This is a genomic window from Streptomyces davaonensis JCM 4913, from assembly GCF_000349325.1.
In the GTDB taxonomy this organism is placed as follows: Bacteria; Actinomycetota; Actinomycetes; order Streptomycetales; family Streptomycetaceae; genus Streptomyces; species Streptomyces davaonensis.
This window is the reverse complement of the sequence record NC_020504.1, coordinates 5,274,004-5,287,313: the sequence shown is the minus strand read 5'-3', so window position 1 is coordinate 5,287,313 and position 13,310 is coordinate 5,274,004. Positions and strand designations below refer to the sequence as shown.

8 protein-coding genes are annotated in these 13,310 nt (G+C 72.0%); 4 read left to right on the top strand and 4 right to left on the bottom strand.

The features are described 5' to 3' along the window. Positions 1-374: 374 nt before the first annotated feature. Positions 375-926 (bottom strand): MarR family winged helix-turn-helix transcriptional regulator, encoded by a 552-nt coding sequence (locus BN159_RS23390; RefSeq protein ID WP_015659465.1) that lies wholly within the window; start codon positions 924-926, stop codon positions 375-377. 139 nt (positions 927-1,065) lie between these two features. Here BN159_RS23390 and BN159_RS23385 point away from each other — a divergent pair, with 139 nt between their 5' ends. Continuing rightward, positions 1,066-2,343 (top strand): MFS transporter, encoded by a 1,278-nt coding sequence (locus tag BN159_RS23385; RefSeq protein WP_041819704.1) that lies wholly within the window; start codon positions 1,066-1,068, stop codon positions 2,341-2,343. Between the two features lie 23 nt (positions 2,344-2,366). Here BN159_RS23385 and BN159_RS23380 read toward each other — a convergent pair whose 3' ends face one another. Beyond that, on the bottom strand, positions 2,367-4,010 hold the full coding sequence (locus tag BN159_RS23380; RefSeq protein WP_015659463.1) for an ATP-binding SpoIIE family protein phosphatase: 1,644 nt from the start codon (positions 4,008-4,010) through the stop codon (positions 2,367-2,369). 221 nt (positions 4,011-4,231) lie between these two features. After that, positions 4,232-5,611 carry an NAD(P)/FAD-dependent oxidoreductase gene (locus BN159_RS23375; protein ID WP_015659462.1) on the bottom strand — a complete coding sequence of 460 codons (1,380 nt, stop codon included), beginning with the start codon at positions 5,609-5,611 and terminating at the stop codon, positions 4,232-4,234. 384 nt (positions 5,612-5,995) lie between these two features. Between BN159_RS23375 and BN159_RS23370 the strand changes: the two genes are divergently transcribed. Together BN159_RS23370 and BN159_RS23365 are read left to right on the top strand one after the other, a co-directional pair. Next, positions 5,996-6,796 carry a TetR/AcrR family transcriptional regulator gene (locus tag BN159_RS23370; RefSeq protein ID WP_041819702.1) on the top strand — a complete coding sequence of 267 codons (801 nt, stop codon included), beginning with the start codon at positions 5,996-5,998 and terminating at the stop codon, positions 6,794-6,796. Positions 6,797-7,096: 300 nt separating this feature from the next. After that, entirely contained in the window at positions 7,097-9,034 is a 1,938-nt protein-coding gene (locus tag BN159_RS23365) for a sigma-70 family RNA polymerase sigma factor (RefSeq protein WP_015659460.1), read from the top strand. Positions 9,035-9,056: 22 nt separating this feature from the next. On the opposite strand, the gene BN159_RS23360 is transcribed toward BN159_RS23365, so the two are convergent. After that, the gene (locus BN159_RS23360) at positions 9,057-11,156 is read right to left on the bottom strand and encodes an asparagine synthase-related protein (RefSeq protein WP_015659459.1); all 2,100 of its coding nucleotides are present in this window, start codon (positions 11,154-11,156) and stop codon (positions 9,057-9,059) included. Positions 11,157-11,871: 715 nt separating this feature from the next. Between BN159_RS23360 and BN159_RS23355 the strand changes: the two genes are divergently transcribed. Continuing rightward, the gene (locus BN159_RS23355) at positions 11,872-13,296 is read left to right on the top strand and encodes a hypothetical protein (protein WP_015659458.1); all 1,425 of its coding nucleotides are present in this window, start codon (positions 11,872-11,874) and stop codon (positions 13,294-13,296) included. Positions 13,297-13,310 lie beyond the last annotated feature (14 nt).

Sequence of the window (13,310 nt, the reverse complement as noted above, 5' to 3'; positions counted from 1 at the left end):
CAGATCTTTCCGATCCGATTTCCTCGGTGCTTTCCAGGTTCTCGCTCTCGCGTTTCCCTTTCCGGCGATGTTGACTCTATCAGATCCTCTCGGTGTCTGACGCCCAGTCAACCGGGCTTGTCCTCGCGGCCGTTGGGCCGTTCCGACGTCTCAAACCTTAGCGGATTCCCCCGGCAGTTCCTAATCGGGCTGCCGAGCCCCATTCGAATTGAATTTGGGCACGCCGAATTCATCCCGGCTGGGAGATCGTGCTGGTGGTTTGAAGTGCCGCTCAGGCGGCGGAGGTGTTGTCGAAGAACCGTTACGGCTCCGCGGCAACCCGAAGAACTTTACGGATCGGGCAGGGGGCTGTCAAGCGTCGCCTGTCAAGATCTTTAATCGAGGTCGGTCAGCCGGCCGCCGGCGTCCGGCTGGGCGTGCTCGACCCTGCGCAGCAGGCGGGTGAGGACCTCACCGAGGGCCGTGCGCTCCTCCGGGGAGAGGTCCTGGAGGAGGTCCTCCTCGAAGACGGAGGCGAGGCGCATGGCCTCCATCCACTTCTCCCGGCCGTCGAGGGTGAGCTCCACGATGACGCGCACCCGGTTGGACTCGTCGCGCTCCCGGGTGACCAGGCCCTCGGTGACCATGCGGTCGATCCGGTGGGTCATCGCGGCCGGGGTCAGGCCGAGTCGCTTGGCGAGCTCGCTCGGGCCGAGGCGGTACGGGGCGCCGGAGAGTACGAGCGCCTTGAGGACCTCCCACTCGGTGTTGCTGATGCCGAGCGTGGCCGTCTGGCGGCCGTAGGCGACGTTCATGCGGCGGTTCAGCCGGGACAGTGCGGAGACGATCTTCTCGACCTGGGGGTCGAGGTCCTGGAACTCGCGCTGGTAGGCGGCGATCTGCTCTTCGAGTGTCGGCTCGCTGCTGATGCCGGAGTTGTCGCCCATGGCGCTGAGTATGGCACGGCGGTAGTTGGCGTTGAAGTCCTTCGAGATGTACTCTTTAGCTTCGAACTTTAGCTTTGAAGTCTTCAGACCTAACCACTTCAGGTCTCACTACTTGATTGAGGTGAACGTGACCAGGGCGATGGGCGCAGCGATGCGCCGGATCCACGTGGGTAACGCACTCAGCGCGTTCGGGCTCGGTTTCACCGTCCCGTACCTGTACGTCTATGTGGCGCAGGTGCGTGGGCTCGGTGCCGTGACGGCGGGTCTCGTACTCGCCGTGTTCGCCGTTGCCGCGCTGGTCGTGCTGCCGTTCGCCGGGCGGGCGATCGTGCGGCGGGGCCCTCTTCCGGTGCTGCTCGCCGCTCTGGTCACCGCCGCGGTGGGCGCGCTGAGCCTCGGGCTCGCGGGGAACGCCACGGCCGTACTGCTGTCGGCCGCCGCGTTGGGGGCCGGGCAGGCCGTGATGCAGCCGGCGCTGGCGACGATGATCGTGGACTGCTCCACGGCGGAGACGCGGTCGCGTGCGTTCGCCATGCAGTTCTTCCTCCAGAACCTCGGTCTCGGTGTGGGTGGTCTCATCGGCGGTCATCTCGTCGACACGACCCGGGTCTCCTCCTTCACTCTGCTGTTCGCGATCGAGGCGGCGATCTTCCTGCTGCTGGTCGTGGTCATGGCGACGGTGCGGATGCCGCGTTCGCCGCGGATCGAGGGGGCGCCGGGGCAGTCTGCGAAGGGGAGCTGGAAGCAGTTGCTCGGGAACCGGGCGATGGTGCAGCTGTCTGTGCTGGGCTTCGTGCTGTTCTTCGCCTGCTACGGACAGTTCGAGGGGGGTCTCGCCGCGTACGGCGTGGAGGCCGCCGGGATCTCGACGTCCGCTCTTGGGACGGCGCTCGCCGCCAACACGGCGATGATCGTGGTGGCGCAGTTCGCGGTGCTGCGGTTCGTCGAGCGGCGGCGTCGGTCGCGGGTGATCGCCGCGGTGGGTCTGATCTGGGCCGTGGCCTGGATCGCGGCCGGGTACGCGGGCCTCGGGCACGGCAGCCAGGAGATGGCTACGGCCGCGTTCGTCTCGACGTACGCCCTCTTCGGGCTCGGTGAGGCGATGCTGTCCCCGACGGTCGCCCCGCTGGTGGCCGATCTGGCGCCGACTGGCCTGGCCGGTCAGTACAACTCGGCGTTCGCTCTGGTGAAGCAGCTCGCCCTGGCGGTGGGCCCGGCGATCGGTGGGCCCATGGGTGCCGCCCTGCACGCGCCGTACATCGTGACGTTCCTGCTGTTCTCGCTGGGCATCACCTATCTGGCCCTGCGTCTCGGCCGCCGACTGACCCCGGTCCAGGACCAGCCGTCCCTGGCGAGGAGCCGCGTGGTGGCAACGGGGGCCGCGACCCCGGCAGACCCGGCGCACGCCCCCGCCTGAGTCTTTTCGCCCCCGCGGTCACCTCACGTGCGGGGCAGTACGAACTCGCACCACACCGCCTTGCCGCCGCCCGGGGTTCTGCGGGAGCCCCAGTTCGAGGCGATGGTCGCAACGATGGCGATGCCGCGGCCCGATTCGTCGGCCGGGTCGGCCCTGCGCATGCGGGGGAGGTGTTCGTCGCCGTCGGTGACCTCGACGATGAGGCGGCGGTCGGTGCGGCGCAGGCGCAGGCGCATGGGCGGGGTGCCGTGCTGGAGGCTGTTGGCGACCAGTTCGCTGGCCGCGAGGACGCCCAGGTCGTGCAGGTCCGTCGGGAAGCGCCAGCTCGTCAGGACGCCGGAGGCGAAGGCACGCGCGCGTGGGGCCGCCTCCACTCCGCCGAGGAGCTCCAGGGCGGCGTTGCGGAACAGTTCGGCGTCCGAGCCGGTGCGGGCCGGGTGCTGGAGGACCAGGACCGCCACGTCGTCGTCGTGGTCCGCGGTGACGCCCGCCGAGCGGACCAGGCGGTCGCAGACGACCTGGGGGGTGCCCGTGGCGCCGGCCAGGGCGCGCTCCAGGGACGCGATGCCCTCGTCCAGGTCCTCGTCGCGGCGCTCGACCAGACCGTCCGTGTAGAGCACCGCCGTGGAGCCGGGGCTGAGCGGGATCGAGCCGGACGCGTGCATCCAGCCGCCCGTGCCGAGCGGCGGTCCCGTCGGCTCGTCGGCGCGCAGCACGGTGCCGCTCTCGTCGCGGACCAGGATCGGCAGGTGCCCCGCGGAGGCGTACACCAGCCGCCCCTCGTTCGGGTCGTGGACGGCGTAGACGCAGGTGGCGATCTGGTTGGCGTCGATCTCCGTGGCGAGGCCGTCCAGCAGTTGCAGTACCTCGTGCGGCGGGAGGTCCAGGCGGGCGTAGGCGCGGACCGCCGTACGGAGTTGGCCCATGACCGCCGCCGCGCGCACGCCTCGGCCCATCACGTCGCCGATGACCAGGGCCGTGCGGCCGCCGCCGAGGGTGATGACGTCGTACCAGTCGCCGCCGACCGCAGCTTCCGTGCCGCCCGGCTGGTAGGTCGCCGCGATGCGCAGGTCGTCGGGCTGTTCGAGTTCCTGGGGGAGCAGGGATCTCTGGAGGGTCACCGCGGTCTCCCGCTGGCGGCGCTCGCTGGCGCGCAGCCGCTCGGCGGCCTCGGCGTGGTCGGTGACGTCGGTGGCGAAGACCAGGACGCCCTTCTCGCCGTCGGCGACCGGGGTGCAGGTGAAGGTGTAGGAGCGGCCGTCGGGGGCCTTGCGGGACTTGACCGTACGGGGCTTGCCGCTGCGCAGGACCTGGTCGAGGAGCGGGAGCAGGCCCAGTTCGTCCAGTTCCGGCAGGGCCTCGCGGGCCGGTTCGCCGAGTGCGCGGACGCCGAAGGCGGTGGCGTAGGCGTCGTTGACGTAGGCGAGGCGGTGGTCGGTGCCGTGGACCAGGGCGACGAGGGCCGGTACGCGGTCGAGGACTTCGCGTACGGGCAGGTCGTCGAGGGCGGGGACGGGCGGGGCCTCGTGGTTGAGCCGTTCGGCTCTGGCCGCGGGGACGGAGCCCGCGCTCTCCCCGCGCCGCTCGGCGGTGACCGCGTGGTCGGTCCGCGCTGCGGCGCGGCGCTGCGTTCCGGGGAGCCGGGCGCTCCAACGCGTGAAGTTCACGAATCCTTGCCTCGTGTCGTCGTCTTCGGCCAGCTCCGGACCCCGGCCGGGGGTCTGGGGGGTGGCTCCCCGGGGTGCAGCACTGTGGGGACGGTCTCGTGGGAGTGGGAAGGGCGGGCGGGCTGGCTGCCCGTCCTGGGTCGGGGGTCAGTCTGGCAGTGTGGCGGACCGCGCCGACATCCGTCAGACGCCCACCTGCTCGGTGGAGTTCCTCGGTCCGGTCAGGACGACCCCTTCGGGTCGTTGTCGGTGTCGCCAGGAGGCTTTCCACCGGCCGCGAGTTCGAACTCCGCTCGTGGATGTTCGAGCGAACCGAGGGAGACGATCTCCCTCTTGAAGAGCCCCGACAGCGTCCATTCGGCCAGGACACGGGCCTTGCGGTTGAAGGTGGGCACCCTGCTGAGGTGATAGACGCGGTGCATGAACCAGGCAGGGTAGCCCTTCAGCTTGCGTCCGTAGACGTGTGCGACGCCTTTGTGCAGGCCGAGGGAGGCCACCGAGCCGACGTATTTGTGCGCGTACGTCTGAAGGGGCTCGCCGCGCAGGGAGTGCGCGATGTTGTCGCCGAGGACCTTGGCCTGGCGCAGCGCGTGCTGGGCGTTGGGGGCGGTCTCGGCGCCGGGCTGTTCGGCGGTGACGTCGGGGACGGCGGCGGCGTCGCCCGCGGCCCACGCGTGCGTGGCGCCCTCGATGCTCAGCTCGGCGGTGCATTTCAGCCGTCCGCGCTCGGTGCGCGGGAAGTCGGTGGCGGCGACGAGGGGGTGGGGTTTCACGCCGGCCGTCCAGACGACCGTGCGAGTCGGGAAGCGGGCGCCGTCGCTGAGCACCGCGACGCGGTCGGCGCATGATTCCAGCCGGGTCCGGAGGCGTACGTCGATGTTGCGGCGGCGCAGTTCGGTGACGGTGTAGCGGCCCATCTCCGCGCCGACCTCCGGGAGGATGCGGTCGGAGGCCTCCACGAGGATCCACTTCATGTCCTCGGGGCGGACGTTGTGGTAGTAGCGCGCGGCGTAGCGGGCCATGTCCTCCAGCTCGGCGAGCGCCTCCACGCCCGCGTAGCCGCCGCCGACGAAGACGAAGGTGAGGGCCGCGTCGCGGATCGCGGGGTCGCGGGTGGAGGAGGCGATGTCCATCTGCTCGATGACGTGGTTGCGCAGTCCGATGGCTTCTTCGACCGTCTTGAATCCGATGGCGTGCTCGGCGAGTCCGGGGATCGGGAGCGTGCGGGAGACCGAGCCGGGGGCGAGGACGAGTTCGTCGTAGGAGAGCTGTTCGGTGCCGGTGCCCTCCTCCTCGGTGGCGAGGGTGGTGAGGGTCGCGGTGCGCTTGGCGTGGTCGATGGCGCGGACCTCGCCGACGACGACGCGGCACAGGCCGAGGGTGCGGCGCAGCGGTACGACGACATGGCGGGGGGAGATCGAACCGGCCGCGGCCTCCGGAAGGAACGGCTGATAGGTCATGTACGGGTCGGGTGTGACTACTGTGACCTCGACTTCTCCACGTTTGATTTCTGGTTTCAACTTTTTCTGGAGTCGCAGGGCCGTGTACATCCCGACGTAGCCGCCGCCGACAACGAGAATGCGCGCACGTTCCTTCACCATCCCATGACGCACCCAGCGCTTGAGTTTGTCCACAGCCTCAGCAATTTGTGTGACCGGAGGTCATCGGGCCGCCGGGTTGGCCGAATTACCGGAGTGCGGGGAAGGTCCGCAGGTCAACGGGTGTGCGCCGGGGGGTGGCAGGGGGTGCAATCGGGACTTATGCGACCCGTACGCCGATCGGGGGGCGCTCCGTGCGGAACGTGCCCCTTCTGAATTGACTCCCTCTCAACTATGTTCGTGTGTCGACGGGGTGTAGGGGGATGCGCTCGTCGGGCTCAATGGGTTCGCGACGGGCGGGCCCGGGTCCGGGCATGTTCACCGCGCTCCGGCTATCAATGACGGGGAGTGTCTCCGGGGGGAGACGTCATTACCGGGGGAACGCTTATGCATGTTCAGGACTCTCATTGGTCGTCCGCGTCCGCCATCGCAGCCGGTGGCGGAGCGATGGGCGGGACGATGGGCGGAGCCATGAACGCGGCGGGGAACGGACGCGGGGACACCTCGCGCACTACTCCGCTGCGGGTGGACGCACAGCGCAATCTGGAGCATGTGCTCCGCGCGGCGCGCGAGGTCTTCGGCGAGCTGGGATACGGCGCGCCGATGGAGGACGTGGCGCGGCGCGCACGAGTCGGTGTCGGGACGGTGTACCGCCGCTTCCCGAGCAAGGACGTCCTGGTGCGCCGGATAGCCGAGGAGGAGACCTCCCGGCTGACCGAGCAGGCGCGGGCGGCGCTCGGGCAGGAGGACGAGCCGTGGTCGGCTCTCTCGCGCTTCCTGCGCACGTCGGTCGCGTCGGGTGCCGGGCGGCTGCTGCCGCCGCAGGTGCTGCGCGTCGGGGTCGCCGAGGAGCAGACCGAGGGCGCCGGGTTCGACGAGGCGCGGGTGCCGCAGCAGCGGATGCAGCCGGGCGCGGGTGAGCTGCGGCTGGTGCCGGGCGAGAGCTCGCCGGCCGCCTCGGCGGGCGCGGACGACGACGCCGGGGCTTCGGCGCTGCTGGACGTCGTGGGACAGCTCGTCGAGCGGGCGCGGGCGGCGGGTGAGCTGCGGGCCGATGTGTCGGTGGCGGACGTCCTGCTGGTGATCGCCACGGCGGCGCCCTCGCTGCCGGACGCGGCGCAGCAGGCGGCGGCCTCGGCGCGGCTGCTGGACATCCTGCTGGAGGGGCTCCGGTCCCGGCCGTCGTGATCGGCGTGATGCCGTGTTGACGGGTGGCTCGAAAAGGTGACTTCGGGGCGGGGCCGCGGTACGTCCTCCCGCCCCGGGAACCCCCGGGAGAACGTTCCGGGAATTCCCGGCATTCAACCCAACTGCCGCTTTGGATAGGGCAGTTGACCCTACATCGAACGAGTGATGGTCAGGAGCGCGGTGCGCCAGAACCGCTCGGACGAGTGGAAGGCTGCCATCGCCTGCTGCTGACCAAAATTCGATATGGCACTCTGAACCGGTGTTCGGGACTGGTTGGGCTGGCGGCGGGGGCTATCGGCGATGAGCGTTGACGGGCGGGACGGGTCACTCGGTGACGGTGACGCGGAGGGCGACGGCCCGGCCTCGCCTCAGGTGCCGAGTCAGGGCGGGCGCGCGGACGTGCCGCAGAGCGGCGAGCCCGCGGTGGCCGGTATCCCGGCGCAGGGCGGCGAGCCCGTGGAGGGCAGCGTCCCCGCGCAGCGGGACTGGCGCGAGGACGGCGTGCTGCCCCCGCCCAGGGATCTGCCCCCGTCCGACGCCGACCTGATCGGGCGGATGCGCTCGGGCGACGATTCGGCCTACGAGGAGCTGTACCGCCGGCATGCTGAATCGGTCCGCCGGTACGCCCGCACCTGTTGCCGGGACGGCCACACCGCCGACGACCTCACCGCCGAGGTCTTCGCCCGCATGCTCCAGGCGGTGCGCGGCGGCTCGGGCCCCGAGTACGCCGTACGCGCCTATCTGCTGACCTCCGTGCGACGGGTCGCCGCCACCTGGACGAAGTCCGCGAAACGGGAGCAACTGGTCGACGACTTCGCCCTGTTCGCCTCCCAGGCGACGCGGGTGTCGGAGGTGTCCGACGACGACACCTTGGACCTGGGCGCGGACGTGCGCGCGATGCACGAGGCCGAGCAGTCGATGGCCATGCAGGCGTTCCGGTCGCTGCCGGAGCGCTGGCAGGCCGTGCTGTGGCACACCGAGGTCGAGGACGAGTCGCCGAGCGAGGTCGCCACGCTCTTCGGGCTCGACGCCAACGGCACGCGCGTGCTGGCCAGTCGCGCCCGCGAGGGCCTGAAGCAGGCCTATCTCCAGGCCCATGTCAGCGCCACCCTCGCCAGTGACGAGGAGTGCGCCCGCTACGCCGACCGGCTCGGCGCCTACGCCCGCGGCGGACTGCGCACCCGCGCGGAGCGTGGTCTGCGCAAGCACCTGGAGGAGTGCGCCAAGTGCCGGCTGGCCGCGGGCCAGATCAAGGAAGTCGCCAGCGGTATCCCCGCCGTCGTACCGGTCGCGGTCATCGGCTGGTTCGGCGCCGCCGGGTACGCCAAGGTGGCCGCCCTCATCGCGGGCGGCACCGGAGCGGGTGCCGCGGGCGCTGCCGCCGCGGCGGGCGGCTCCTCGGGCAGCGCCGGCGCCGGTGGCGGCGCGGTGGCCTCCGAGGGCCTGGGCGCGCCGGTGAAGGCCGGTATCGCCGCCGGTGTGGTCGCGGTGGCCGCGGCCGCCGCGCTGGCCCTCGCCCTCATCGGCAACGAGGAACCGGCACCGAAGCCGGACGCCAAGCCGCCGGTCTCCTCCCCAGCGCCCGTGGTCGAGGACTCCCCGACCCCCGCGCCCCCGAAGAAGGAGCCGCAGCCGGCCCCGCCCGTCTTCGCCCCCGAGCCGACACCCACCCCGACGCCCACCCCCACGCCGAGCCCGACCCCCACTCCGAAGCCGACGCCCACGCCCACCCCCACGCCGACCCCGACTCCCAAACCCACTCCGACGCCCACCCCGACGCCGACGCCCCCGCCCGCACCGGCCGACTACCTGTGGAGCGAGCTGTCGTACGACGTCAACGGCGACGGCACCGAGCCCGAGATGCGGCTCGGCGAGAGCAGCTGGGTGTGGCAGCGCGACACCGTGTCGATCGGCGGCAGGCAGTACGCCAAGGGCGTGACCGTGAACGGCGAGTCCTCCGTCACCATCGACCTCAACCGGCAGTGCACCACCTATCGGGCCCTGGTCGGCGTCGACGACATGTCGCTGGGCATGGGCAAGGTCCACTTCTCGGTCTACGGGGACGGGGTCCGGCTGTGGAAGTCCGAGATGATCAAGGGCGGTGATCCGGCGGTCCCGGTGTCGGTGAACATCGCCGGACGCAAGACCGTACGGCTGGTGGTCGAGCCGCACAGCGGCAGCAGCTTCGACAGCCTGGCGCTCGCGGACTGGGCCGAGTCGAAGTTCGCCTGCTCGTAGGCGCTGCCGGTGCCGGCGGACCCTACGCCCGTGGGGCCCCGGCACCGGCCCCCAGCGCGCCCCGCTGCGGGGTGATCCCCGCGGGCACCGCACGCGCGCGTGCGGGGGTGCCGGTCCAGCAGGTGCCCCGGCGGGCCAGCAGCCGGGTGAGCCAGAGTTCCAGGGAGACCAGGTCGGCCAGGCCGTCCAGCGGAAGGGGTTCGCCCTCGGCCGCCGCGCGGAGGGCCTTGCGGACCACGCGGGCCTCCACCAGTCCCGCCTGCGCCAGCAGGGGCGTGTCGAACAACCCCATCAGGTCGTTCGCCGCCACCCTCAGTCCGGTGCGGGCGGCCACGGCTGCGGGCGCGTGGGTCGGGGCGCCCCAGCCCGGCGGGAGGTCGCCTACGCCCGAGCCCTCCAGGACCGTACGCAGGATCGCCGCGCGGGCGCCGGGCTGGACGCGCAGGGCCTCGGGGAGCGCACGGCAGGCGCGCACGACCTGGTTGTCGAGGAACGGCGCGTGCAGGCGCTGGAAGCGGATCTCGGCGGCCTGTTCCAGGACACGCAGGTCGGCGGCGTGCCGGGCGAGCGCCGCACGCGCGCGGTAGTCACCGGGGCGCTGTCCCGGACCGACCGCGGAGCGGCTGGTCCCCCCTTGCAGGCGAACCGATACTTCAGCCAGTGCCTCGCCCGTCAGCCAGCGCGCCGCCGGGCCGGGTCTGGCCCAGGTGAGCGCCGCGAGCGACGCCCCTACGGCACCTCCGGGTTCATCGAACCGGCGCTGGAGCAGGCGCTCGGCCAGCGCCTCAAGGCCGGTGCGATAGGGCGTGCGCGCCAGCTTGCGCGCCGCGCCGTACACCCGCGCGGGGACCATCACCGAGCCGTCCGCCTTGGCGAGGGCCGCGACGGGACGGACCAGGTGCCGCCGCTTGCGGTCCATCAGCAGGTCGGTCAGCCGGGCCGGATGGGCGTCCAGGACCTGGCGGGCGCCGTAGCCGGTGAAGTGGTCGGCGCTGCCCGCCGCGAGGCGGGCCCGGTGTCGCGCCGCCGTCACCAGGGACGGCCCGGGTTCGTCGGTGAGCGGGCCGTCCAGATCGGCGTACGGCAGGGTCTCCTCGCCGCCGGCCACCACGACGTGGTGCAGGCGCGGGTTGGCCGCGAGGGTGCCCGCCCGTTCCAGCTCGGACTCCCGGCCGCCCACGGCGAGGTCGTTGAAGGTGACCGCCAGCAGCCGCTCCCCCGCGCCCGTGCCGTGGCCCAGCACCGTGCCCGGCATGCCCGGCAGGCCGGCGGCGAGCAGCGCGAGGGTGCCGGAGGCCGGGCCGCCGGAGAGGTCGGCGCCGATCCCGGGAACGGGCATCCCACGCGCGGCACGCCGTTCGGCGGGACCCATACCGGGCACGGGCCCGGGGTCGATGCCGTCGCCGGGGACGTGCCGGGGTGCGGAGAGCCGGGCGCGTACCGCCTCCACCAGCGCGTCGCGTACGGCGTCCACCGCGCTGTCCGGGTCGGCGGGGGGTGCCGCCACCGCGAGGGAGGCGACCGGCTCGTACCCGGCGATCTCGCGTGCCCCGGCACGCAGGATCAGCGCGTGCCCCGGCGGGATGCGCCGTACGCCGTCATAGGGCGTGGAGTCGTCGAGTGCCGCCGGTACGTCCGGGGCGGCGAGCAGGGCCGCCAGATGCCCGAAGTCGAGGTTGGCCTCGATGAGGTCGGCCAGGGGCAGCGCGGCGGTCGCATAGGCCGTACCGCCGGCCCACGGGGTGTAGAACACCGGCCGGGCGCCCGCCAGATCGCCGCACACCATGACGCGGCGGCCGACCTGGACGACGGCCGTGTAGCTGCCGGGCCAGGCCGTCAGATGGCGAAGTGCGCCGCCCCGTGCGGCGAAGAGCCCGACGCGCAGCTGCTCGTCGCTCGCGCCGCAGATGCCGAGGACGGCGATCCGGGTCTGGGCGTCGGCCTGCACCACGCGCACCTCGTCGGGGCGCCAGTCGCCGACCGCCCAGAGCGGATCGGGGTCGCCCCACAGGAGTTGCGACCCGACCGGGTGCACGGTCTCGCCGTCGGGCCCGGTGGCCCCCGCGGAGCCGATCACGGCGGCCCCCGCGGCGGTGCTGCTCCATCCCACCAACCACCGCATCGACGCCTCCACAGGCTGTGGACAACCAGTGCACCGTACGAACCGGTTCACCATGCTGCCATGAAGGACGCGCGCCGGAGATGCGACGACACCGCTTGAGATCCGCGAAATGCGCCCCCGAAGGCGCCCCCATGGAGACTCGGTGCCCGCCCGACGGGGCGTCAACACCCGTGCAGGCCAAGGCGATCGCCCGGCCACGGCGACGCGAATGCGCCCCCGATTCACTCCCCAAGAACGCCCTTCGCGCCCTCAACTTCCATGGTGGGAGCGGTAATCACCCAGAAGAGGCGGGGTCGGTTTTCGGCCAAATCGGCGTGACGACGACGGGTTTGGCCACTCTCCGTACAGGCCGTGCGCATCATTTGGTGTGCGCGCAGTCCGGGAGGCGGGACTCGCCCCCCGGACCGTTCCGCCGCCCGCGGGGATGGAGGCGGCGGTGTCCCCCAGCCCACTGGATCCAGTACAGCGGGCCGACCCACGCACGATCCATGGAACCGCTCCCCCGATGGCCGGAGAAGAGCGCACGGACGGGCGCACGGCCACACAGCGGGAGCACGTTGCAACCGTCCGTACCTGAACCGCACTTCAGTACGGACCACAATCCCGCCATCCGGAAGAATGCCCCTTAACGCTTGGGATGCGGCGAACTACGCTGGGTTTACGAATGCCGCGTGGTTATGCCAGCGCGGCAGCCGTCTGTGTCGAGGGGTGGCGCATGTCCAGGGAGCAACGCGGGCCGAACGAAAAGCTCGGCGCCGTTCTCGCCCTCGCGGGAATCAGCAACGCAGGACTCGCGCGTCGCGTCAACGACCTTGGCGCTCAACGCGGGTTGACTCTTCGCTACGACAAGACGTCGGTGGCGCGCTGGGTGTCGAAGGGAATGGTGCCGCAGGGCGCGGCGCCGCACCTCATCGCCGCCGCCATCGGCCAGAAGCTCGGCCGCCCGGTGCCGCTCCACGAGATAGGCCTGGCGGACGCGGATCCCGCACCGGAGGTGGGCCTCGCCTTCCCCCGGGACGTCGGACAGGCGGTGCGCTCGGCGACCGAGCTGTACCGGCTCGACCTCGCCGGCCGGCGCGCCGGCTCCGGTGGCATCTGGCAGTCGCTGGCCGGGTCGTTCGCAGTGAGCGCATACGCAACGCCCGCCTCACGGTGGCTGATAACCCCGGCCGACAGCTCGGTCGCGCGCGAGGTGAACCCCGCCGAGGGTTCCGGCGCACCGGTCAAAGTCGGCCACAGCGATGTGCTGAAGCTGCGGGAGGCCGCCGAGGACGCCAGGCGCTGGGACTCCAAGTACGGAGGCGGCGACTGGCGTTCTTCCATGGTGCCCGAGTGTCTGCGGGTGGAGGCGGCGCCGCTGCTGCTCGGCTCGTACTCCGACGAAGTGGGCCGGGCGCTCTTCGGCGCCAGCGCCGAACTGACCCGGCTGGCGGGCTGGATGGCCTTCGACACCGGTCAGCAGGAGGCGGCGCAGCGGTACTACATCCAGGCGCTGCGGCTCGCCCGCGCGGCGGCGGACGTACCGCTGGGCGGGTACGTACTGGCGTCCATGTCGCTTCAGGCGACGTACCGGGGCTTCGGTGACGAGGGCGTCGACCTCGCCCAGGCCGCCCTGGAGCGCAACCGTGGCCTGGCGACCGCCCGGACCATGAGCTTCTTCCGGCTCGTCGAGGCACGCGCGCACGCGCGCGCGAGTGACGCGCAGGCCGCGGGGGCCGCGCTGAAGGCCGCCGAGGGCTGGCTGGAGCGCTCCCGGGAGGGCGACAACGACCCGTCCTGGCTCGGCTTCTACTCCTACGACCGCTTCTGCGCGGACGCCGCCGAGTGCTACCGCGACCTCAAGGCGCCGCGTCAGGTGCGCCGGTTCACGGAGCAGGCGCTGTCGAAGCCGACGGAGGAGTTCGTGCGCTCGCACGGGCTGCGGCTGGTGGTCTCGGCCGTAGCCGAGCTGGAGTCGGGCAACCTCGACGCGGCATGCGAGCAGGGCGTGCGGGCGGTGGAGGTGGCGGGGCGGATCTCGTCGGCGCGTACGACGGAGTACGTGAAGGATCTTCTGCACCGGCTGGAGCCGTACGGGGACGAGCCCCGGGTGGTCGAGCTGCGGGAGCGGGCGCGGCCGCTGCTGATGACGCCGGCCTGACGTCTGGCGCCTCG